General features: G+C 41.3%; 20 protein-coding genes and 1 pseudogene. 6 read left to right on the top strand and 15 right to left on the bottom strand.

Translation table 11 applies throughout. From position 1 onward, the window contains the following. From zds to LC608_RS06570, 3 genes are all read right to left on the bottom strand, one after another. The gene (gene zds, locus LC608_RS06580; protein WP_229552761.1) at positions 1–1,440 is read right to left on the bottom strand and encodes a 9,9'-di-cis-zeta-carotene desaturase; all 1,440 of its coding nucleotides are present in this window, start codon (positions 1,438–1,440) and stop codon (positions 1–3) included. A 274-nt stretch (positions 1,441–1,714) separates the two neighbouring features. Beyond that, positions 1,715–1,891 carry a CopG family transcriptional regulator gene (locus LC608_RS06575; RefSeq protein ID WP_229552760.1) on the bottom strand — a complete coding sequence of 59 codons (177 nt, stop codon included), beginning with the start codon at positions 1,889–1,891 and terminating at the stop codon, positions 1,715–1,717. A 2,140-nt stretch (positions 1,892–4,031) separates the two neighbouring features. Continuing rightward, entirely contained in the window at positions 4,032–5,669 is a 1,638-nt protein-coding gene (locus LC608_RS06570; protein ID WP_229552759.1) for a hypothetical protein, read from the bottom strand. Between the two features lie 328 nt (positions 5,670–5,997). On the opposite strand from LC608_RS06570, the gene LC608_RS06565 reads away from it, so the two are divergent. From LC608_RS06565 to LC608_RS06555, 3 genes are all read left to right on the top strand, one after another. Further along, positions 5,998–6,354 carry an iron-sulfur cluster assembly accessory protein gene (locus LC608_RS06565; RefSeq protein WP_012407303.1) on the top strand — a complete coding sequence of 119 codons (357 nt, stop codon included), beginning with the start codon at positions 5,998–6,000 and terminating at the stop codon, positions 6,352–6,354. Positions 6,355–6,543: 189 nt separating this feature from the next. Further along, positions 6,544–6,966, top strand: a complete 423-nt coding sequence (locus LC608_RS06560) for a M48 family metallopeptidase (RefSeq protein ID WP_229552758.1) — start codon at positions 6,544–6,546, stop codon at positions 6,964–6,966. 169 nt (positions 6,967–7,135) lie between these two features. Continuing rightward, positions 7,136–7,381, top strand: coding sequence for a hypothetical protein (locus LC608_RS06555; RefSeq protein WP_229552757.1), 246 nt, complete (start codon positions 7,136–7,138; stop codon positions 7,379–7,381). 143 nt (positions 7,382–7,524) lie between these two features. Here the strand turns inward: LC608_RS06555 and LC608_RS06550 are convergent, their stop codons facing one another. Beyond that, positions 7,525–8,445: a TIGR01777 family oxidoreductase gene (locus tag LC608_RS06550; protein WP_229552756.1), complete on the bottom strand. Its 921-nt coding sequence runs from the start codon at positions 8,443–8,445 to the stop codon at positions 7,525–7,527. 202 nt (positions 8,446–8,647) lie between these two features. Between LC608_RS06550 and LC608_RS06545 the strand changes: the two genes are divergently transcribed. Continuing rightward, entirely contained in the window at positions 8,648–8,995 is a 348-nt protein-coding gene (locus tag LC608_RS06545) for a hypothetical protein (RefSeq protein WP_229552755.1), read from the top strand. Between the two features lie 72 nt (positions 8,996–9,067). Here the strand turns inward: LC608_RS06545 and LC608_RS06540 are convergent, their stop codons facing one another. From LC608_RS06540 to LC608_RS06520, 5 genes are all read right to left on the bottom strand, one after another. After that, positions 9,068–9,565: an FHA domain-containing protein gene (locus LC608_RS06540; protein WP_229552754.1), complete on the bottom strand. Its 498-nt coding sequence runs from the start codon at positions 9,563–9,565 to the stop codon at positions 9,068–9,070. A 192-nt stretch (positions 9,566–9,757) separates the two neighbouring features. Beyond that, the gene (locus tag LC608_RS06535; RefSeq protein ID WP_229552753.1) at positions 9,758–12,229 is read right to left on the bottom strand and encodes a cation-translocating P-type ATPase; all 2,472 of its coding nucleotides are present in this window, start codon (positions 12,227–12,229) and stop codon (positions 9,758–9,760) included. A 135-nt stretch (positions 12,230–12,364) separates the two neighbouring features. Next, a complete protein-coding gene (locus LC608_RS06530; RefSeq protein WP_229552752.1) occupies positions 12,365–12,574 on the bottom strand; it encodes a hypothetical protein in 210 nt (69 codons plus the stop codon). 126 nt (positions 12,575–12,700) lie between these two features. Beyond that, on the bottom strand, positions 12,701–12,976 hold the full coding sequence (locus tag LC608_RS06525) for a TM2 domain-containing protein (protein ID WP_100900662.1): 276 nt from the start codon (positions 12,974–12,976) through the stop codon (positions 12,701–12,703). Between the two features lie 723 nt (positions 12,977–13,699). Next, complete coding sequence (locus LC608_RS06520; RefSeq protein ID WP_229552751.1) at positions 13,700–15,274, bottom strand: CPBP family intramembrane glutamic endopeptidase; 1,575 nt, start codon at positions 15,272–15,274, stop codon at positions 13,700–13,702. A 113-nt stretch (positions 15,275–15,387) separates the two neighbouring features. Between LC608_RS06520 and LC608_RS06515 the strand changes: the two genes are divergently transcribed. After that, positions 15,388–16,086, top strand: coding sequence for a Uma2 family endonuclease (locus LC608_RS06515; RefSeq protein ID WP_229552928.1), 699 nt, complete (start codon positions 15,388–15,390; stop codon positions 16,084–16,086). Positions 16,087–16,121: 35 nt separating this feature from the next. On the opposite strand, the pseudogene LC608_RS06510 reads toward LC608_RS06515, so the two are convergent. After that, a pseudogene (locus tag LC608_RS06510) lies at positions 16,122–16,307 on the bottom strand (addiction module protein); the annotation flags it as partial. Positions 16,308–16,332: 25 nt separating this feature from the next. Between LC608_RS06510 and LC608_RS06505 the strand changes: the two are divergent. Beyond that, positions 16,333–17,199 (top strand): HNH endonuclease, encoded by an 867-nt coding sequence (locus tag LC608_RS06505; RefSeq protein WP_229552750.1) that lies wholly within the window; start codon positions 16,333–16,335, stop codon positions 17,197–17,199. Here the strand turns inward: LC608_RS06505 and LC608_RS06500 are convergent, their stop codons facing one another. The 5 genes from LC608_RS06500 to sufC all read right to left on the bottom strand — a co-directional run bounded on the left by LC608_RS06500 (position 17,200) and on the right by sufC (position 22,178). Beyond that, positions 17,200–17,832 (bottom strand): Uma2 family endonuclease, encoded by a 633-nt coding sequence (locus LC608_RS06500; protein ID WP_229552749.1) that lies wholly within the window; start codon positions 17,830–17,832, stop codon positions 17,200–17,202. A gap of 51 nt (positions 17,833–17,883) precedes the next feature. Next, positions 17,884–18,516 carry a Uma2 family endonuclease gene (locus tag LC608_RS06495; protein ID WP_229552748.1) on the bottom strand — a complete coding sequence of 211 codons (633 nt, stop codon included), beginning with the start codon at positions 18,514–18,516 and terminating at the stop codon, positions 17,884–17,886. Positions 18,517–18,739: 223 nt separating this feature from the next. Then, positions 18,740–20,002, bottom strand: coding sequence for a cysteine desulfurase (locus tag LC608_RS06490; protein ID WP_229552747.1), 1,263 nt, complete (start codon positions 20,000–20,002; stop codon positions 18,740–18,742). Positions 20,003–20,016: 14 nt separating this feature from the next. Beyond that, positions 20,017–21,387, bottom strand: coding sequence for a Fe-S cluster assembly protein SufD (sufD, locus tag LC608_RS06485; protein ID WP_229552746.1), 1,371 nt, complete (start codon positions 21,385–21,387; stop codon positions 20,017–20,019). Next, on the bottom strand, positions 21,387–22,178 hold the full coding sequence (gene sufC / locus LC608_RS06480) for a Fe-S cluster assembly ATPase SufC (protein ID WP_094351745.1): 792 nt from the start codon (positions 22,176–22,178) through the stop codon (positions 21,387–21,389). The genes sufD and sufC overlap by 1 nt, the downstream gene beginning before the upstream one ends. Positions 22,179–22,224: the final 46 nt, after the last annotated feature.

Below are 22,224 nucleotides of genomic sequence, written 5' to 3'. Positions count from 1 at the left end.
TTATCTCTTCAAACTCTCCAAAATCACTTTTGCCGCCCGCCGTCCAGAAATAGTAGCACCTTCCATGCTGTCGATGTAATCTTGCTGAGTATAACTCCCTGCAAGGAAGAAATTATCTACTGGGGTCTTTTGGTTGGGACGGTATGCATCCATCCCTGGCGCTTCTCGGTAGAGAGACTGAGCAAGTTTTACTACACTGTACCAAGTCATATTTAACTCGCGCGACGAGGGAAACAGTTCATGCACTTGCTTGAGGACATGGTGTGCGATCGCTTCATTACTTTGTGCAATAAACGGATCTCCCGGTGTCAGCACTAGCTGTAACAATGAACCCTGTCCTGGGCGATAATAATCAGCAGGGCTAGTCAACGCCAAATCGGCAAAACAAGAAAAGTCTGCATCGGCTGTGTAAAGTAAATTATCAATTCCAGCCGCGTGCAAAAGTTGTTTACGTTGCTCTCCATCGTTCAATTCCGTTACCCAACCATCGAAGCGTAACTGTACTGTAGCCACTGGTACTGCATCCAGTTTGTAGATATTGTCAAATTCTGACCACTTACGCCACTCGTGAGGTAGGATGCGTTGAATTCCTGGAACATCACAGGCAAAGACATAAGCATCAGCAGTAATAGTTTCTAATGTATCACCTTGGGCAACTACTATACCAGTGACGCGAGTTTGTTCCTCTAACTCAGTAAATTGAATTTCCCGAACTTGCCGACGCGTATAAACTTTCGTGCCTCTGGCTTCTAAATACTCCAGAATGGGCTTGTGCAAATACTCAGATGGAGAACCTTCCAGCATTCGCAAAACTGAGGCTTCAGTTCGGACTGCAAATAACTGGAATATCGTTAACATACAACGGGCAGACATATTTTCGCAATCAATAAATCCCAATGCGTAGGCAATGGGATTCCATAAGCGTTTGATGCTGCCATTACTGCCACCGTGACTGCGGAACCAGTCGGCAAAGCTGATTTTATCTAAGTTGCGGATGGTTTTCATCGCCCCGTTAAAGTCTACCAACCCGCGAACTATGGGACTAGTACCCAAAGCGATCGCATTTTGCAGCTTATCTTGCAACGATAGTTGGGAAGTCGTGAAAAATGCCTTTAAGCCATTGAAAGGCGCACCTGTAAAGAAGCGAAAATCTAAACCACCAGTGCGCCCTCCTTTATTAATAAAAGTGTGGGTATGTTCTTTGAGGCGTAAGTTTTCTAACACCCCCACTTTCTTCATCAAGTCAAATAGTTGGTAGTAGCAGCCGAAAAATACATGCAAACCCATTTCTATATGGTTGCCATCGCCATCAACCCAACTGCCAACTTTACCACCCACAAACGGACGAGACTCAAAGATCTCTACTTCACAACCAGCATCAGTTAAATCTACTGCGGTTGCTAGCCCAGCCAGTCCCGCACCTACGATTGCAACACGCATTCCGTCGTTCCTTTTCAGTTTCTTTACAGATTGTAACTGGGTTGGTGTCGGAATTTGCTACTTAATATCAACTCCACCAGCATATTAAAGCATCGTAATTTCGATACTAAAATCTTTTTGATCACTCGTTTTAATCCCGGCAATTGACCAGACGCGAGAAAAACGCGTCTGTATCAGCTAGACAAACTCTTGTCCATAGCAGCAGACTCAAAAAAATATCATAGCTATTTTTTGGTAACAAAGCAGTTATCTGGTTAGCCGTAAAAGTAACTTCTTACTTGTTTACATCTTTGTCGTCATCGGAGGCAGGCAAACTTCTAATCAGTTCGCGAATCACATCGGTTGCGGGTCTACCTGTTTGTTGACAATATTTTTCTAGCTTTTCCGCTTCCTGTGTTGCCAGATTAACGGTGATACGTTTAACAGCCCATTTTTTGTTTGTCATTATCATGCTATCTGCTGGATATTTAGATCGTCGAAAAATTTTAAATTAAAGAGGGAACCGATAAGGTTATCAGAATTTGTCTCACGAAACAAGTAATATTATTAATATTAAAAATGTTCGTTTAGTCAAAGTATTCATCATTTCCTAAAAAAATTAAAAAACTACACTTTATTTGTTAGTCTTATGACAGGATAAAGACCACATAGTTGCTTTTGAAGATAATAACGCTACTAACATCATGAGTAAAGCCTGACAATGAAATTTTATAAATGAATTTGAGACATCTATTGTTGACTCAATCAAGATTTCCAAATTTATTCTCCATCGGAAATATTTCACCTTCTCTCTTAACCAAGTTTGCCAAAGCCACTTGGAGAGAACATCTCAGATAACACTAGAAAATAAAGCTTTAGAATGGTTACCATGCTGAAATGCTTTCTAGCAGGCGGGTTACAATTGTCTATAGAGGGTGTGAATAATCACTTAAAAGTAGGCAAATAAGCGCTTGCTCTAAAACAAACACCCATCTGAACCCATTATTGTAACCACGAAGTTAATAGCTACTTCAACGTTTATGAATTTTGGCTATCTGGATCAAGCTAATTGCTTCTTTGCGCCAAAATAGTAACTACTAAAAAGGGTATAATACTCAGTTTTCTGGGTGCAAATAGCTGAGTTGTTTGGTAAATTTTAACAGCATTATCTGTAATTTTACACAGATAGATGCTCGCCAAACATATATGGTGTTAGTTGACTGTTGCCGATGACAATATTTTATTTTTGCTTCATGCTTTTACACTAACTTGCCGTAAAAATAGGATGCAATCTGAGATGTGTTTTATCTTCTCTCTAGTGAAATAGTTTTTCTTAGAGTCAGTGCTTTGTTTCCCATTCATAGTATGTATCTATTGAAAGATTAAACAAACTATTTTTTTCAAATTTTTGTACCATAAATTAGGGAGTAAATTTTTCACAATTAAAAAATAAATTACTGCTAATATACTTTGGATTTGCAAAGATTTATTATTTAGTAAGTATAACCATAAACACAATTGTATGTTCCGTATTTTTTCAATGTATGTATTCATTATATCTATTGTTTATACACTTTAAATAATCTTCATTTAGCAACTAGATAAACTCATTCTCATACTTTATAAAAAAATTACAAAGAAAAAGATATGTTCTGATATTTTGCTTAATCATATTGATACATAAAAAGATGAAAAACTCAGAAAATGGTTAAAAAAATATTTTGACATCTAGGTACATCACCTAGATTTTATTAAACAGAACTTTGCGGAGAACTTTTTAGTGATTTGTAGTGATTTATACTAGTAATAATTCATATAAAATAACTGGAAAAATTTCAAAATACAGCTACTTCATGAAATTGAGGTAAAGTTAGCTTCTAATCTTTGGTCACCTAGTGCTGTTGATATATAGCAGTATTCAGAGAGAACTCTGAGCTAAAGGAAAATCCAGAGCGGAGATTTTCTCTGCTCTGGATTTTTCAATCTTTGGCTTTCTTAGAATCGGAAGTTTGAAGAGTTAAAAAGCAATACGCTTGGGTTGTAGCAAAATCCCCGTAGGGGTACGAAGTGAAACCCAACAAATGCCCGAAAATGTAGGTTTACCCTGCGTGAAGCCCCTTTGGGTCTACGTTCCTCAATCCAACCTACGCAAATTTATTTTTCTGGCTTAACCCAAGCCTATTGAGTTAAAAAGAGGAAAGGGGACAGGGGAAACCCCATACATAAATTTATGGGTACTGTAACAAAGACGCATTATTTATTGTGAAAATATCGCCCACAAAGGTTGAGGTATATACAAATGCAAAAATCCTAAGTACTTTTTACTTTACTCAGGACTCAGTTTGTAAAAAGAAGAATGGTCAACCTTAAAAGATAAAGCTTTCCCTTTTTCTTCTGACAAATGCAGTTTTAGTCAATATGTGAATCAAATACCCATCAACTTACAGCAGTTTGCAAGCAAGTGAGGTACAAAATGCAAGATTCACGCATCAGATATAAAGAGTTTGTACCTCCTGCTTCAAAACCCGTAGCTTTATACTTCATGCAAAGGAAAACTGCTGTAATTTGTCATAAGTACAATTTTAGATTGAGGATTGAGGCAATTCGTGCAACTATTCAAATTTAAGTTGGGGCATCAGTTGAAGAGTGCCAATACCTAAATCTTTAGGTGAAAGCGATCGCGCTTCAAACAAAGCCATCATATCTCGTAACTGAGGATTGCCACGGGAAGCTCCGGTTAGCCCTTTGGCAATAATTAACCCACAGTAGCCCTTAGTATTTTTACAGCGCTGATTCCATTTTTTCCGGGCTTCTACATGAATAGGATCTTCATCTAGAAATTCCCCAAATAGAAATAATTCGCCATTTTGAGTTTGTAATAAACCCAGGTCGTAGCGATCGCCATCGAAGGGATCGGCACCTGGATTAAAGCAAATTGCTCTGAGTCCGCCTATTGCTTCAATTCTTTCAATTACAGTCTTAGCCTTGGGTCGGGAAGTTTGAATTAAAATCACCGGCAAACCGTCACCCACTTGTTTGATTTCACCAGCCGGATGGTAGCTAACCCCTTTACGCAGAGACTCCAACATTTCCCAGGACACCACCCCTAAGCTGAGGAAGGAATCTTCTGGTATCAAGTCATCTTGCAATGATTGGAAATTTGGGGAGTCAAGGTTTTCGCTCTCCTCGTCATCGACATCAAAGCCTGCCATTTCCTCTAATTGTGCTGCTAACTGTGGCATGGTAGAGACTGTAACAGGCAGAGATTTAGTTGATTCTTCCGGCTGCGGCAGAGAAATGCGATAGCGACGGCTGAGGGGAGGGAAGATGTCCTCATGAAGCTGGCGACGGTGATCGCGAATAAAGCGGATTAAGCTTTCGATCGCAACGAAGATTACCAGTGCTTCTTCGTCATACAAAACAGAACGTAGTCCTTCTAAGGGGTGGATATTACCGAAGGTGGGGTCAATTTCTGATAATGGCAGATCCGCCAAATCACTTTCTTCATCCTCATCTTCATCAGTTTCATCAGCACTCTCAAAGGTGAGAAATAAGCAATCTTGCTTAAGGAACGCTTCTTCTAGATGCTCCGTTGATTCTTGATCCGTTAAAACTGCGGCGCGAAACTGTTTCAAAGACTCTTCTGAGCGATAAAACAAAATCCCATACTCCATTCCCAGCATTCCCATGACTGAGGCGTAGAGTGTGCCAACATCCCACTTATTAATCTCGATTGACAAAATTTGCTGTTCTTCCAAAAATTCCCAAGGTGCTGCTTGCCAAATTGCAAATGCTTTCTCTCGCAAGATTTGTGCATATTGTGGGGGTAAGTCGGGGGTTTGACTATCGAGGATGTCAGCGAACCCACGAAACAGTTCGTCAATTAAAGGCAGTTCTGGTGCGTAGTCAATGGCAATATCCAAATCTTGCAGCACCCCCCGCAGGTAAAATTGAATCTCGCGGTCTTTGACTACAATTCTTTGAGGTCTAGCAGGTCTTGCCGGACTGTGGGGATGCTCCATTGCTTGCATTAAAGTCCGAACTATTGCTTCTGGCCCGATATCTGAAGCTACCACGTCCATTCCTCGAACCACACCTTGGGAGTAATCTACCCAAAGAATGCATTCTCCCTTTTCCTCATCTGAATGCTGGTTTGGTGATGACAACGGACGGCGATCGCCCTCCCATATAGAAGGAATTTGAGTTAATTTCTTCAACCGACGACTGGTAGAGCGATTAAAACTTGTCATAGAATAAGTTAATCAAAAGAAGCAATTTAGAAGTAGACTTTGGGGGATAGCTAGCCTCGGATTAGGTTTTTATGGCTGCACCTGAAAGATAGTTGCTTCTGGTGACTGCCGCCAGACTTGAATTCCAAAAATACCGAATCTCTAAACACACTGAGTCTCTCAATTCTAGAATAAAAATGTTTGGCTGCTTTTGACGGAGTGTTTACAATTTGGTATCTAACGGCATCTAAGCCGCTAGAATGAATACAAAAACACTAACGGCAACCTAGAGGCATTAACAAGCCGATATAGGGTAAAGCTTATACTAATTAAGGAGTTGAAAAAGCAGATGACACAAGCAATTCAGTCTCAACAACGCGGAATTCTGTTGAGCGAAGCCGCATTGCACCAGGTAAAATCCCTCCGGGACAAGCAAGGCACAGACTTCTGCTTACGGGTAGGAGTCCGCCAGGGTGGCTGTTCAGGGATGTCTTACATGATGGACTTTGAAGACACTAGCAAGATCACCCCACAGGATGAAGTTTTTGACTATGATGGCTTCAAAATTGTCAGCGATCGCAAGAGTTTATTATATCTCTACGGTTTAATGCTCGATTACAGCGATGCTATGATTGGCGGTGGCTTTCAATTCACTAACCCCAATGCCAATCAAACTTGTGGTTGCGGCAAGTCATTTGGGGTGTAATATTGTCATTTGTCATTTGTCCCCTGTCATTGGACGAAAGACAAATGACTAATGACCCTTCGGGTGACGCTCGTACCTCGCTACCGCTACGCTAGCACCAGTTGCTCATGGGGCAAACCCCCTTGGCGCTAGCCTCTCCCTTTGGGAGAAGACCGCACTGGCTCACCAATGACTAATGACTAATGACCAATGACTAATACAGTTGAATCCCTGTTTGATACAGGTTTAGAACGCTATAAAGCAGGAGAGGCAGTAGATTCTTTAATCCCTGTGTTTAAAGAAGTGTGCGATCGCGCTCCTAAAACTAGTGCTGCTTGGATTTGTTTGGCGTGGTTATATCTACTCGATAACAAACCCAATTTGGCTTACAAAGCTGCACAGAAAGGAGTCAAGTTAAATCCACAAGACCCACAGGCTAGAGTCAATCTGGCCTTAGCAATGCTGGAAACAGGTCAAAAAGGTTTACGAGAGCATATTGACGTAGCACAACAGCTAATTTTTGTCAATGAAGAATGGCGCGATGAAATAAAAACCAGTATTGAAGATGGTTTAAGTAGAAAACCAGATTGGCAGAGTTTAACAAAAGTCAAAAATTGGCTGTTTGAAGAATGAGGATGGGGAGCCGGGAGAGACGCGATGAATCGCGTCTGTACGGAGCGGGGAACAAGGAGAATTTATTGAATAAGTCTTCTCCCTTGTCTACCTAGTCTCTTATTAATACCAACTCCCCATTCCTCATTTCTCATTCCTCATTTCCCACTCCCCATTCCCCATTCCAATCATGAAAGATAAATTATTAAATTGGCTAAACACGATTTTAGTCGCCGATGTTTTTTTGGTTTTGTTTGGCTTTATCTGGTTAGCGATCGCTGCGATCGGTGATTCTGTAGGAATAAACTTGGGTTTGGATTTGTGGCATAAACTGTGGCAACCCGTGTTTAACCCAGCGATCGGTATCCTTATGGGTGGTGCCATTCTCAGTGGTATTATCAGTTGGGTTTCCAGAAAATTTCTATCAAGTCAATAGTTAAGGGATTGGGTAATTCAATTTTAGATTTTAAATTGATGATAGCGCAGCGTTAGCGAGTCTGCGAGCGTCTTTTAGATTCAAATTTAATCCAAAATCTAAAATCTAAAATCTAAAATTCCCACTCCCCACTCCCTTTCAAGCTATTTAATAATTTGTGCTAAAGCTGATTGCAAATTAGGATATTTGTACTCAAAACCTGTTTCCAGGGTGCGCTTGGGAAGGACTTGTTGACCTTCTAAAACTACCATAGCCCCGTCTCCTAAAAGAGCTTCGATCGCAAAACCAGGAACAGGCAACCAAGAAGGACGATTCATCACTTCTCCCAAGGTTTGGCTTAAATCTGCCATCGTGACTGGGTTAGGGGTAGTGCCATTATATACACCTTCTATTTCCGGTTTAGTTAAAGCTTCCAGAATTAGGCTAACTAAATCGTCTACGTGAATCCATGAGAACCACTGCCTACCACTGCCAATGGGGCCACCAGCAAAGAGTTTGAAAGGCATAATCATTTTATCCAAGGCACCACCATTACCCAGAACAATCCCTAAACGCAGAATTACTAGCCGCACACCAGCTTCTTTTACGTTTCTAGCTTGCGCTTCCCAGATTTGGCAGACTTGGGCAAGAAAATCGCTACCAGATAGGCTTGTTTCATCAAAGGTTGCCGTTTCACTGGTGCCGTAGTAACCAATAGCCGAAGCGTTAATTAACACTGTTGGTTTGGGGTTAGCGTTGGTTATTGCTTCAACTATTTTTTGTGTACCTAGCTTCCGGCTATTGAGGATTTCTTGTTTGCGTTCTGGTGTCCAGCGTCCTTCGCCAATGGGTTCTCCTGCCAAATTAACTACGCCATCACAACTAGCGATGACACTTTGCCAAGAACCAGATGTATTTGGCGTATAGGCAACAATTTCTACATTTGGGAAAGTCTCAGATGGAAAAACCTTTTGAGCAAAGGTGCTATTCCGAGTTAATACTACTATTTTATGACCTTTTGCGTGGAGTCGTTGTACCAAACGACTACCGATAAATCCTGTTGCTCCAGTAATTGCTACTTTCATTTATTACCTCAGCTAAAACTTTATTGTAAAGTTTTTTATCAAACTTCAACTTCCGGCACTTTCGTTGGGGATATAACAGATGTGACTGTATATCCGGTAATGCCTGATCTCAAAACTCAAAAAGTTTGCTTTTTGAATCACTTTTCGTTTAGATGCTTCGGTATTATAGGATGGACAGAGTGTTGCAAGGCTTGGGGCTATTATGGCTCGCTATACCTGTTCATTTACCGTTTCTGTTCCTAGTGACCATCTGTTGCCGTTACTTGTAGAACTTCTACAGGACTGTCAGTTGGATATTCAATACTACACTGGCGATTATATTATCGCTCGTGAGGTCCCCGGCCATGTTCCTTTTCCTAAATTGATCACAGTAGAAGTATTGATTGATAAATCAAAATGTACTGAAACAGAAACCCGAATGAGCATTGTGATTAAAAATGAAGAACTACCACTCCAACTAGATAATTACTGCCGACAAATGTTTGAAGTCATCAAGCAGTCAATTGAAAGTAGCCACCATTGGCATTTGATTGAAAGTCTTGCAGGATAGCTTTGGTGATTGAATTGACACTCCCACGTCTTCAAGTCGTGGGATTATCAAGCTGTTATTGGTAGTTATAATTCACTCTTCCAGATCCTCTAAATCCTCGGCCATACCGGGGTTTATTAGTGTAATATCGTACTCACTTGAATCCGTTTGTCCCAAACGCTGAGTGTTTCTTAAAAGGTAATAAATAGCACGTACTTGAGGTCCAAAAACGATCTCATCTTCATTTCTGAGATCGTGAGCTGGTATCTTACGTCCATTAATCATTAAACCGTTGGAACTAGGCTTGCCTTTGGCATCGCCATCTACAATCCGGTAATAGTAGCTCTGACTATTATGATCTCGTGGCAATCTCACTAATGTGGCATGGCGGCGGGAGACAAACTGCGACATCAAACGGATATTACACTCACGATCTCTACCGATAGAGTAGACGGGGTGCTCCAGAGAAAATTCTTTGCGACCTTGATCGTCTTCAATAATCAGTAGATGGTTTTCATTGGTTTGTGCTGCCATTGACAAATTGGTGGAACTGTGATTAATCAATATTTGTTTAGTATCGTATCTTGCCATTTTCGCGCACCATAAGTCTGTGGTGCTGATCTAAGTAAGCTTTAAAGTTGCATAATACCTTGAAAGAGTAGAACATATTCGTTCTACTCCACTAGCTATGATAGCTTTGGTAAGTGTTTCAAGAGGCTTTATGGGCTGTGTAAAAGCTGACGGGGCGACTCAGTTTAACTTGAGATGGTTGAGATGCAACTTCTACGGGTGATGAGTTAATCGCCGTAATAATATTGAGTTTGTAACGACGCTAACAGAGCTAAAAGCCATTAATGCAGCAGCACCAGAGGGGTTAAGAACAAAACCCAGACTAGGGAACAAAACACCTGCTGCTAAAGGAATCCCAACTGTATTATATGCAAAAGCCCAGAATAAATTTTGGCGGATTTTGTTGAAAGTGGCGCGACTAAGCTGAATAGATTCGACGACATCGTTTAAGCGATCGCGCATTAGGACAATTTCAGCAGTTTCCATTGCCACATCTGTCCCGGAGTGCAGAGCAATTCCTACATCTGCTTGGGATAAAGCTGGAGCATCGTTGATTCCATCTCCTACCATTGCGACTACTGAGTGGGAAGTTAGGAGTGAGGAGTTAGGAGTTTTCTTTGTCGCCTTGTCTCCTTGTCTGCTTGTGCCTTCTAACTGGAGAGACTGTATTGCAGCCGCTTTTTTCGCTGGGGGAACACCTGCTATTACATCAGCACTATCTAAACCTAGTTGTTTGGCTATGGCATTAGCTGCTTCTTTGCGATCGCCACTGAGCAGCATTACCCGTAAGCCCATCTGACGTAACTTGTCTACGGTGGATTGGGCATCTGGTCTAAGGGTATCAGAAACAGCAATTAACCCGGCTAAAGTTCCCCCAACAGCTACGCAAACGACCGTTTTACCATCTGTTGCCAAATCCTGTGCTACCTGTTGTGCAGTTTCGTTGATGGCAATGCCGTGCCAACTCAACCAGTCCCAGTTACCCAATAGTACAATTTTGCCCTCTACTACAGCAGACACTCCTAGTCCTGGTTCTGTGTGAAAGTCCACAGCCTCTGGAATAGATAACTGTTGCTGCTGTGCTTCTTGCTGAATCGCTTTGGCTAGGGGGTGGTGAGTACCGCTTTCTACGGCTGCTGCTAGTTGGATTAGGGAGTAGGGAGTAGGGAGTGGGGGGTGGGGTTCCTTACTTCCCATTTCCTCAATTAACAGACAATCTGTAACGATGGGATTACCCGTGGTTAAAGTACCGGTTTTATCAAAGACTACGGTGTTTAACTGGTGTACTTTTTCTAGAACGTCGCCGCCTTTGATTAACAGTCCGCGTTCTGCGCCCATAGCAGTCCCAACAAGAATGGCTGTTGGTGTGGCAAGTCCTAAAGCACAGGGGCAGGCGACTACCATAACTGCGATCGCTAGTTTTAAACTAATTAATAAAGGGGAGTGGGGAGCTTCATGTGTAGCGTGGCCCATCATTTCCATGCCACCAGACATGCTGACATCAGCCCAGATGTGAGTACCGAAAAAGTACCAAAAGACAAATGTTAATACAGATGCTGTCAGCACTCCGTATGTAAAGTAACCAGCTACTGTATCTGCTAATTTCTGTACTGGGGCTTTCCGAGTTTGGGCGGCTTCTACTAGGGCGACAATTCGAGCTAAAGTTGTATCACTTCCAGTACGGGTTGTCTGAATAGCGATCGCTCCTGACTGGTTTAGCGTCCCTCCTGTTACCGGGTCGCCTGGTTGCTTAATCACTGGCACGGCTTCCCCAGTCAACATGGATTCATCCACCGTTGTTTTACCAACCACCACTTCTCCATCGACAGGGATTTTATCACCTGGCAGCACTTGTACCCATTCACCAACACGCACTTGTTCAGCAGGAATCTCTACACTAGAAGATCCCATTCCTCCTTTCTCTGGGTTGGCAATTAATCGCGCTACCTGTGGCTGGAGTGCTAGTAATTTCCTAAATGCAGCAGCCGCACGACCTCTAGCTTGTTGCTCTAATGTCCTTCCCAAAAGAATAAAGCCCAGCATCATTACTGGTTCGTCAAAGAAGCACTCCCAACCCATTTTCGGAAAGAGTAGCGCGACTAAACTAGCAATGTAGGCTGTCAGCGTTCCTAATCCCACCAGCGTATTCATGTTAGGCGCATTTCGCCGCCAACCTAGCCAGCCATCTACTATAATCGGGCGACCGGGAATTAATAGCGCTACTGTCGCCAGTCCACAGTGAAACCAGATGTTATTTAGCACTGGTAATACTGAGCTACCAAGATTACCAAAATGTCCACTTCCCGACAATAATAGTAAGATTGCAGCGATCGCTAACTGCCTAACAGAAGAGCGCATTTCTCGGCGTTGTCGTTCTGCTGGATCTGGTAAGGTAGATATTTCGCCTGCGACTGTGCCATTAGGTTTTCGGGGTTGAGTCGGGAATCCAACGGCTGTTAATCTCTGTGCTAGTGCATCTGCATCTACCGCACCAGTTTCTGACTCTACAACTGCTACCTCTGTGGCCAGGTTCACACAGGCGCTCTTGACTCCTGGATGTTGGGTTAGCTGTCGCTCTACTGCATTCACACACCCCGCACACTTCATACCTCCAACATCGAGAATAATTTTCTCTAGGATTGGGTCAAATTCTGGGGCTAGCTTAGTTTTTGGGACAAGTTGCATGGCAAGTGTTTAGATTCGCTACAGAAATTCAACGCCTGACTAAAAGCGTCTCTAATTTGAGCGTAGGCGAAATATGGAACTACGACTGTATGTCAACCCTATTAAATTTCTTAATTTATCGTATCTCGCTGAGGGTCAATGACGGCTCCAGCGTAAATAAGTCACATAAATAATAGCTACTACTTGCATTGGCATGATCGCAATCAGGCTTTTTAAGAAATAGTTGATTTCCAAATGAGACATAACGCTGAAATACCCTATGCCCAACAAGAAGAATATTGCCCAGTTAAGCTGTTTAGGTTTGAAAATGAGCATATCAAACTGCTTCGCAAAGTCATTAGTCATTAGTTATTAGTCCAAGAGAAACCACTTCCCTTGCTCAGGGCATCGCAAGGGGCGAGGTATGTATCAAAAACTGTTTATGAATAAAAAGAAATATAATGTGCCTCCAGCATGAACTGGCTTCTTACACTAGAACCAGCCCTGCTTATTCACAAAGTAGGTATTTACAAATTCTTCAGGGGGCTTATTCAAGTAAATCATGCCTTCAATTAAACCTACAAGTAGCATAATTAACAAGGCAATTCCGTAGGTAAAAGAACCTCCGACTACAGAAATCACCAACATGATAAAGCCTTCTGGAGCGTATCCTAAAATAAATTTATGAACCCCAAATCCTCCAAGGATAATGGCACAGTAACCAGCTAGAAGTTGTTTGGTAGGGTGACTGGGGTTGAGATTTGACATAGTGCTGCTCCTTGATAAATGAGGTATAAAAATAAAGTCTTTATTGTAATCAAAGCAAATATAGCAATCCGATAGCGAAGCGGTAGCGAGTCAGACGCTCCTGCGTCGCTAACGCTGCGCTATCGAGCGTCTTTGATTTCTGAATCACTCGTAGAGGTAAGGGACTGGGGACTGGGGACTGGGGACTGGGGACTGGGGATTGGGGACTGGGGACTGGGGACTGGGAAGAAGGAATAAAGGTGTACTGAGTTTTGTTCAAAAATCAAATATGAGTCCTATATATTTACTTGCTCAATACATATATTTTTAATTTTTTAAGTACAAATAAGCCCCAAGATAAATAGCCAAAATCAGCGTACTTCTATTCCAGAGGGTACGCTAAAGTGTCTTCCGGCTATGCCGGAAAATCTGGCGCTCCTTAATAACTTCTGGTAGATTTGACGATCGCAAACCCTGGTGCGGCAATTTTGCAGATTTTTAAGTAAGACATTTATCTTGAGAGGAATGAACCTCAAGAATGAGCGAAAACTGCTACACCACTTTTTACAACCCCATCAGTATTATTTCCGGATTTTTTTTGCATAGGCGTAGCCTTTAGTAGACATCGCTTCCACGAGGCATGAAACGCTATCGCACCAATAACGAGATATAACTAGTAAATTGTTCTTACTTATGCAGATAAAATCAGATATTTCTATTTTTGACAACAGTACAGAATTAGTGCTAATTACTACCTAATACAAATAGGCTTAATAATGTACCACTATTCCAGAGGCTGTGGAGGAGCATAGGAGCAAGGAGGTTGCGCGATCGCGTGTAAACGACCCCTAAGACAATGCCCAATGCAGTGAGGGGAAGAATTTCCGACAAACTGAGGTGAGCGATCGCAAACAATAAGCTACTGATCAGAATCGCTCCCCACACGGGTAAGTAGCGAGTCAGAGAGGGTAGCAAAAAGCCGCGAAACAGAATTTCTTCAAAAAATGGAGCTGCGATCGCTGCTGTAGAGAAAAATATACCAAGTGCTACGCCATCTTGGCTCTCCAGCGCTAATTGCAACAGGGGGTTACTACCACCCTGTCCTTGCCATAGCTGTTGATTGATTAAAGATACTACCACAACTATAGGTAAAGCCGCGCAATAGCCTCCTAGTCCCCACAAAAACCAGTTATCTTGAAAACGGAAGCGAAACCAAAATTCTGGTAATGGAAAAAAGCGCTTGAGAGAAAAATACAGCACTAACAGCGCACCCGATGCTACTAGAAAGTAACTAACTAAAACATAAAAAGCCTGAAGTCGCACATCACCCACAGGACGAGGGATCGGGAGTAGCGATAATAATAAAGGGACAAAAATTTGCCCCATGAAGAAAAAGCCGACGATAAAAACCTGCAAAATTGTTTCACCATCCCAAGGTGTTGACCAAAGGACATCAGCATTTTGAGCTAGTAACGAGGTTTTTCCTTTCAATAAGCGTTGAGCAACTAAGAAAATCAGCAGTATTAGACCAATTAAAGCTGCCAAGGTGGGGATAGTGCCAATAACTGCTAATTTGATCACCGCTTGAGCAGCAGATTCTTGTTGTGCAGCTTTAACTGCTGATAAAGCGTCTTGTCGTTGCTGGAGTTGGTATAGCTGAACCAAAGCAGTAGAGCGAAACCAACCTTCTAAATTCTTTTGAATCCGTTCTTGAGAATTTTGGAGCAGACGAGGAGGATTGCTCCACAGTCCACTTAATACAGCTGCGGTTTCTCCAAATTCTGGATTGATATCTGAGCGTTGTTGTAATTCGCTCCAAGTTTTAAGAGCTGTATCCGTCTGTCCTTGCTGTGCTTGTAAAATTCCCAGGCGCAAGTCTAATTCAGCCAGTAATTTTTGTAATTGCTTGAGGGACTGCTGTACCTGTGGCTGTCCTTGTTTAGAAGTTTTAGTAGTGGGAGGAACATCCGGTAGAGGTTTCGGAGGTATGGGAGTTATTTCAGGTTGAGAGCGTAATTGTGCAAGTTTATTGTTAACTTTGTCTAAATTAGCTTCAACTGATTGACGCGCCTCTTGATACTGCTTTGTGGCGCCCTCCAGGGGTTGCTCACCAAGTATTGCTTCTTGAACCGCTTTGAGATTGTTATCGCTGCTATCTTCTGATTGCCAAGCTTGGGCTTGTAGAGCAATATTAGTTTGGTATAGTTCTAGGCGACTTTGGAACTGAGGTTCTTGCCAACTACTGAATAAAGCCGAAACTGCCAACAGAAGTGCTATCGGCGTCAGTATAAAAATTAAAACTAATCGCTTGAGTGTCATCTATCCCTCTTTTACTAACCATTGGAGAGCGCGTCCCCCTTGGGAATTATCGCAAGAAAAAGTCAGAGGTGGATAGATATCATCAATATTATAAGTTTGCGCTTGCACCCACCATGTTAAATTACAACCCATTGCACTGCTTACCCTTTGCCGAGGATTTGCCCGATTCTGACGATGAACCTCTGGATAATCAACTACAACATTTGATTCCGGGCTTGTTAGAAGCGATCTTAGCTTGGCTGTGGACAAGCCGGATGGATTGGTTTTTTGGCGTTGATATGGGGATATATTACGATCCCGAATTACCACCGATTGTACCCTATGGGTTTTTAAGTTTAGGAGTCGAGCGAGTTTTTGATGAGAACTTGCGTTTAAGTTATGTGTTGTGGGAAGAAAAGGTGATGCCGATTATGGCATTAGAAGTTGTTTCTCACAGACGGCATGGGGAATACACCAGCAAAAAGAAACTTTATGCTGAGATGGAGATTTTGTATTATGTTGTTTACAATCCCCAACGCCGGAGAAAACCACCTTTAGAAGTTTATCGCTTTGTAAATGGTGAATATGTATTGCAGCCAGGAAATTTAGTTTGGTTATCAGAGATAGGTTTAGCAATTGGTTATGAACGGGGAACCTATCAGGGAATTACGCGGGATTGGTTGTATTGGTATGACAAACAAGGAGTCAGATATTTAACACCAGAAGAACGAGCGATCGCTGCCGAACAACGCGCTAACACTGCTGAACAACGCACTCAAAGGCTGGCACAAGAATTACGAAGGTTGGGGATAGATCCAGATTCTTTGAATTGATTTTGTGGGGTGCGATCGCTTTATTAACTGATAGCTTATTTAGATAAACCTAGTCTTTGCTTCACGGATTGCCAGGTTGAACCTTGGTTTGGGTTTTGGCGATGCATCTCCAAGCCTCTATCTAATTCTCGTTTTTGCTCATAGTTGGGAGGAACTTCATCGGGTGTGGTAAGAATGCTGTCCCATAAATCCTCGGCAAGCTGTATACGTTCAGATACACTTTATAATTTTTGACTAATAGAGCAGATGATGAAAATTACTCCCAATAAAATTTTATATATAAATCTTGGGCCAGATAATAAATGGCGTAAGGATTGCATTTATACAGATAATACTATTCGTTTAGGACACATAGAAGTATCTCATCAACTTTGTCTTGAGTGTAAGTCAAAGAATAAATGGAGTGAAGTTGAAGAAGAATTAAAGAAATATTTCACTAAAAATAAAGTGGTTAAACGTTGTAAGCAAATTAGCAATTTTTATGTATCTGATGAAAATACTTTATGGATAACTATTTTTGAAAAAAAGTTGTGGTGGTGTTTTGCAAATACTGATATAACTGAACGAAGTGATAGCACAAAAGAACGTACTGTTATAGGCAGATGGAGTTGTAATAATATTTTAGGTGAACCTTTAGAATTAGAATATCTTAATGAAAAAATACAAAAAAGTCGCCTTCCTCCAGCTATTTATGAATTTAAACATCCTCAAGAAATATTAGAAGCAATTAATACAAGAGAATACCAAAAAATAAAAAATAATTTTCTTGAAGATTACCCCGAACTGAAGAACGAGATAGAAGAAGTTTTGATAAAAAGAATAAAAAGGGTTCAACAGATAGTATTAAAAATTAAAAATAAATACAATAATTGCTGCCAATTTGAAAATTGTGGGTTTAGGTTTATGAAAAACAATGGAGGCTTTTATTCGGAAGCACATCATTTAAATCTTTTATCTCACGAAGGTTCGCAAGACGAAAATAATGTTGTTATTTTATGTCCCAATCATCATAGAATGCTACATTATGCCCAAGTAGAACCAATTCAAGATAAAGAGAACAATAAACGTCTTGTAAAAATTAATGGAAAAGATTATTTCATAATTTATAAATAACTATCTTATTTTATCCTTGACCCAACAGCGAAAGGATTTGAGTAAAGCAATTTCCCCCATACTTTTACTCTGCTCAATAAATCTGCTGATCTCAGTCACCGATATTATAGAAAAGGCAATACTAAACTTACACTCGACATATTGCCCTTCTATCAACTGATAAAATTTTAAATGTTGCCCATCATATCTCCAAAGTTCAGTTACACCCAACGCTGAATAAATCCCCAATTTATTAACTGAACTGCTGGTAATGTCAATCTCAATTGCTAAGTCAGGCGGCGGATCATTTTCTAAATCTAAAGTTTGCTTACCCCTAATAGCTAGTTCATTCTGGATATAATAGCAAGTATCTGGTTCTATTCCCTGCTTAGATATTTTCCGCTTCAATGTTGTAGAACCCGCGCTTCTAATTTCAATTCCTAATTCTTCAGCTAAGACTAGAATAAAACGGTCAAATTGAATTTTGGGGTTTTCGTGTTCAAAAAGTGGAGTCATAATTTCTAAAACACCGCAATCATAAACAAACCGAGAACCTCTATCTTCACCTGTATCTTTCAACAAGGCTTCAAAGGTTTCCCAGCTAATGTTATGTAGCACTGTTCTTTGTTCAGCAACCGTTGACTTAACAAGCATATTAAAATAATTCGTAATTCGTAATTCGTAATTCGTAATTAATTTATGATTTTAAACTATCTTTCCACGCAACCAAGCGCTGAAGGATTGCACCAGATCAATTTCATCCATAGTTTTACTTTGCTGGATAAATCTATTTATATCACTAACAGAAATTAAAGAAAAAGCTATACTCAACTTAATCTCAATATATTCGCTTTCTATTAGTTGATAAAATTTTAAAACTTCACCGTCATATCTCCATAATTCTGCTACACCTAAAGCCGCATAAATATTAAGCTTATTAACAGAACTGCTAGTAATATCAATTTCAACTGCTAAATCCGGTGCTGGGTCTGTTTTTAAATCTAATTCTTGCTTACCTCTAATTGCTGGCTCATTTTGAATATAATAGCAAGTATCGGGTTCTATTCCCTTTGTTATTGTTTTACGTTTTAATGTTGTAGAACCAGCACTTCTAATTTTAGTTTTTAATTCCACCGCTAAAGCGAATATCAATCGGTCAAAGTGAATTTTAGGATTTTCGTGTTCAAAAAGTGGAGTCATGATTTCTAAAGTGCCACAGTCGTAAGCAAACCGAGAACCTCTATCTTCACCTGTATCTCTGAGTAAGGCTTCAAAGGTTTCCCAGCTAACGTTGTGTAAGACTGTTCTTTGTTCCGCAGGCGTTGACTTGACAAGCATATTACAATACTTTTTCTGTCAGGATGTTAGATAAAATCCTGATAATTTTACCTATGTAATTAATATAATATTCGCTCAAGTCAATTTCAACCATTTGACCAAGAAAGGAAGTTTCAAAAACTTTAGTTTATCTATAAATAATCCAGATAATTAAATTGTGCCAACTATTAGCAAGATATATTGCTGATAATTGGCACAATTAGTATCTAAATATTTTGTAACTTTAAGCAAGGAAACCTGCAAAAAAGTCGAGAGTTTCTTTCAGTGCTTTGATGAAAATATCAATTTCCTCGCGGGTGTTGTAGAAAGATAGACTTGCTCGTGCGGTTGCAGGAAGTCCTAAGTAACGGTGTAATGGTTGAGTACAGTGGTGTCCAGAACGGATAGCAACGCCTTCTTGATCTAATAATGTAGATAAGTCGTTAGCGTGAACTTCTCCGGCGGTGAACGACGCAAGAGCGGCTCTCCCTTCGCCTTTAGCATTTGGTTTGGGGCCGTAAATTCTAATTTGGGGAATTTGCTCTAATTGTTGGAACAAATAAGCTGTTAATTCTGCTTCGTAGGCGTGAATTTTATCCATGCCGATACTGCTAAGATAATCTATTGCAGCACCAAGTGCGATCGCTTCTCCAATTGCAGGTGTACCAGCTTCAAATTTATGCGGTAATTCTGCATAAGTTGAATGGTCTAAATACACTTCTGCAATCATCTCACCACCACCAAAAAATGGTGGCATTGATTCCAACAATTCCAACTTGCCATACAGAAATCCTATCCCAGTTGGAGCGCACATTTTATGACCGGAAGCTACCAACCAATCACAATCTATCTTCTGCACATCCACAGGATAGTGGGGAACACTCTGGCAAGCATCAACTAAGAATTTAGCACCGTAGCTGTGTGCGATCGCACCAATTTCTTCCACTGGGTTAATGCAACCCAAAGTATTAGAAATATGCACCACCGACACCAGCTTAGTTTTCTCAGAAATCAGCTTTTTAAACTGTTCTAAATCAAAACTTTCTTCTGGTGTTAATTCGACAAACTTAAGTACTGCACCCGTTTTTTGTGCAATCAATTGCCAAGGTACAATATTACTGTGGTGTTCCATCACCGAAAGAATAATTTCATCTCCCGGCTGCAAATTATTCATTCCCCAGCTATAAGCGACTAGGTTAATCGCTTCACTTGCGTTGCGAGTGTAGACAATTTCCTGACGCGATGCAGCATTGATGAATTTGGCAATTTTATCTCTAGCACCTTCATAAGCATCGGTAGCTTTAGCACTCAGGGAATGGGCACCTCGATGCACGTTAGCATTATATTGCTCGTAATAATCCCGCAAGGTATTTAGTACAAACAAAGGCTTTTGCGATGTCGCAGCGTTATCGAGATAAACCAAGGGTTTCTCATTGACTTCCTGATGCAATATCGGGAAGTCAGCGCGAACTTTATCAGCAAGGGTTTTGGTAGGAGTAAAAGTCATTGGTAGATTAGTTATTACTCATTAGTCAGGGACTTGAGATTATTCACTGTGTTTAAAAGGATTTCTCGCAGAGAGGGAATCGCTATTTTGTTGATAACTTCAGCAGCGAAGGCGTTAATTAACAACTTCCGAGCATCGTTTTCATCAATTCCCCGACTTTGCAGATAAAATATTTCATCATCTTCTAATTGGCTAACGGTAGCACCGTGGGCGCACTTTACATTATCCGCAGTAATTTCCAATTGGGGTTTGGTATCAACTCTGGCTTTCGATGATAGCAGCAAATTGCGATTCAACTGGGATGCATTTGTTAACTGCGCTAGTTTGGGTACAAAAACTTTACCATTGAACACCGCATGAGCGCGATCGCCTACAATACATTTATGCAATTGGTCACTTGTACCGTGGGGATAGTTGAGTGCAATCGCACTGTGAGTATCAGACAACTGCTTACCAGAAATTATCGTCAAACCATTGAGAGTAGTTTGTGTCTGCTCACCAGTTTGCAAAATTTCCAAATTGTGCCGTGACAACTTCGCACCTAAAGTTATGGCATGACAAGTATATCGACTATCACGAGCCTGTGCGATCGCAGTTTTCCCAATATGAAAAGCCTCTGCACCTTCTCGCTCAACCCTAGTATGACTCACTTGGGCATTGTCACCAACCCAAACTTCCGTAACCGCGTTAGTTAAGTAAACTTCTTTCTCTGCGCTCTCTACGCCTCTGCGGTTCGTATACTCTTCAACCAACGTCACTTGCGAACCACTTTCCGCCACCACCAAACAACGCGGCTGCGAAATCGTCGCAGTTTCCCCCGCAACCGAAATAAACACCAAATGAATTGGCGTTTCGACTACCACATTCTTCTTCACCCACACCACAGCTGCATCAGTTATCCCAGCCGTATTGAGAGCAGTAAAAACTTCTTGCGCTCCCTCAGCTTGAGCTAAATACTGCTGTACAGCTTGCTGCTCAACCACAGACAAACCAGCCAAATTACTCACCACAATTCCAGATGGTAAATCTGAAACTGCTGATAACTCCGGCGCATAAACGCCATTCACAAATACCAAACGACTATTAGCCGCTTCTGGCAAAATATTAAATTCTAGAGACGCAAAATTTCCCGCCTCTACATTAAATTGCACCTTTCGTAGAGACGACAAATCAGTAAATCGCCATTCTTCCTCGCGGGTAGTCGGGATAATCGAGTGGCGTACCCAATTAGCAGCACTTTGGCTTAATTCCTGCAACCAACCTTCTGTTTTAGTTGCCGTTACTTGATTTAACAACCCAGTCAGATAATCATCTCTATCTAACATTGATGTCAAACTGACTGCATTTGAATTAGGTATTGCACTAGGAGATACTTGAATATTCATTACACACCCACCTCAGCAGCTGCAAATTCTTCTAGCACCCAGTCATAACCGCGAGACTCTAATTCCAGCGCCAGTTCTTTACCACCACTCGTGATAATCTGCCCCTGTGCCATCACATGCACAAAATCAGGCACAATATAATCGAGTAAGCGTTGGTAGTGAGTAATCAAAATTGTAGAATTTTCTGGAGTTGCCAGTTGATTTACCCCATTCGCCACAATTCGGAGCGCGTCAATATCCAAACCCGAATCAGTTTCATCCAAAATTCCTAACTTTGGTTCCAGCAACGCCATTTGCAGAATTTCATTCCGCTTTTTCTCACCACCAGAAAATCCTTCATTCAAACTCCGACTGAGAAAACTGGGATTCATCTTCACCACATCCAGCTTTTCCTCAATCAAATCATCAAAATCAAAAGCGTCTATTTCCTCTAAACCTTGCGCCTTGCGCCGGGAATTGTACGCCACCCGCAAGAAATCCAAATTGCTCACACCGGGAATTTCTAACGGATACTGAAACGCCAAAAACACACCACTTCTAGCGCGTTCTTCCGGTTCCAACTCCAACAAATTTTGCCCCTGGAAAATCACCTCACCGCCAGTTACCTCATACGCCGGATGCCCAGCCAACACCTTAGAAAAGGTACTCTTACCAGAACCATTCGGTCCCATAATCGCATGAATTTCACCTGATCGCACCTCCAGATTCACACCTTTCAAAATCGGTGTCCCATCAACATTAGCCGTCAGATTCCGTACTGACAGCACAACTTCACTATTTTCAATAATCATCTTCTCTCCCTTCTCTGCGCCTCTGCGGTTCGTTATTCTTCCAAAG

It is taken from the genome of Nostoc sp. XA010 (genome assembly GCF_020829625.1).
GTDB lineage: Bacteria > Cyanobacteriota > Cyanobacteriia > Cyanobacteriales > Nostocaceae > Nostoc.
Note: the sequence above shows the minus strand (reverse complement) of the source record. Positions and strands in the feature narration are given on the sequence as shown.

Excerpts from the sequence above, each read along its gene's own strand:
- zds (WP_229552761.1), bottom strand. The coding sequence starts at position 1,440 with ATGCGTGTTGCAATCGTAGGTGCGGGACTGGCTGGGCTAGCAACCGCA.
- LC608_RS06575 (WP_229552760.1), bottom strand. The coding sequence starts at position 1,891 with ATGATAATGACAAACAAAAAATGGGCTGTTAAACGTATCACCGTTAAT.
- LC608_RS06570 (WP_229552759.1), bottom strand. The coding sequence starts at position 5,669 with ATGACAAGTTTTAATCGCTCTACCAGTCGTCGGTTGAAGAAATTAACT.
- LC608_RS06565 (WP_012407303.1), top strand. The coding sequence starts at position 5,998 with ATGACACAAGCAATTCAGTCTCAACAACGCGGAATTCTGTTGAGCGAA.
- LC608_RS06560 (WP_229552758.1), top strand. The coding sequence starts at position 6,544 with ATGACTAATACAGTTGAATCCCTGTTTGATACAGGTTTAGAACGCTAT.
- LC608_RS06555 (WP_229552757.1), top strand. The coding sequence starts at position 7,136 with ATGAAAGATAAATTATTAAATTGGCTAAACACGATTTTAGTCGCCGAT.
- LC608_RS06550 (WP_229552756.1), bottom strand. The coding sequence starts at position 8,445 with ATGAAAGTAGCAATTACTGGAGCAACAGGATTTATCGGTAGTCGTTTG.
- LC608_RS06545 (WP_229552755.1), top strand. The coding sequence starts at position 8,648 with ATGGCTCGCTATACCTGTTCATTTACCGTTTCTGTTCCTAGTGACCAT.
- LC608_RS06540 (WP_229552754.1), bottom strand. The coding sequence starts at position 9,565 with ATGGCAAGATACGATACTAAACAAATATTGATTAATCACAGTTCCACC.
- LC608_RS06535 (WP_229552753.1), bottom strand. The coding sequence starts at position 12,229 with ATGCAACTTGTCCCAAAAACTAAGCTAGCCCCAGAATTTGACCCAATC.
- LC608_RS06530 (WP_229552752.1), bottom strand. The coding sequence starts at position 12,574 with ATGACTAATGACTTTGCGAAGCAGTTTGATATGCTCATTTTCAAACCT.
- LC608_RS06525 (WP_100900662.1), bottom strand. The coding sequence starts at position 12,976 with ATGTCAAATCTCAACCCCAGTCACCCTACCAAACAACTTCTAGCTGGT.
- LC608_RS06520 (WP_229552751.1), bottom strand. The coding sequence starts at position 15,274 with ATGACACTCAAGCGATTAGTTTTAATTTTTATACTGACGCCGATAGCA.
- LC608_RS06515 (WP_229552928.1), top strand. The coding sequence starts at position 15,388 with ATGTTAAATTACAACCCATTGCACTGCTTACCCTTTGCCGAGGATTTG.
- LC608_RS06505 (WP_229552750.1), top strand. The coding sequence starts at position 16,333 with ATGATGAAAATTACTCCCAATAAAATTTTATATATAAATCTTGGGCCA.
- LC608_RS06500 (WP_229552749.1), bottom strand. The coding sequence starts at position 17,832 with ATGCTTGTTAAGTCAACGGTTGCTGAACAAAGAACAGTGCTACATAAC.
- LC608_RS06495 (WP_229552748.1), bottom strand. The coding sequence starts at position 18,516 with ATGCTTGTCAAGTCAACGCCTGCGGAACAAAGAACAGTCTTACACAAC.
- LC608_RS06490 (WP_229552747.1), bottom strand. The coding sequence starts at position 20,002 with ATGACTTTTACTCCTACCAAAACCCTTGCTGATAAAGTTCGCGCTGAC.
- sufD (WP_229552746.1), bottom strand. The coding sequence starts at position 21,387 with ATGAATATTCAAGTATCTCCTAGTGCAATACCTAATTCAAATGCAGTC.
- sufC (WP_094351745.1), bottom strand. The coding sequence starts at position 22,178 with ATGATTATTGAAAATAGTGAAGTTGTGCTGTCAGTACGGAATCTGACG.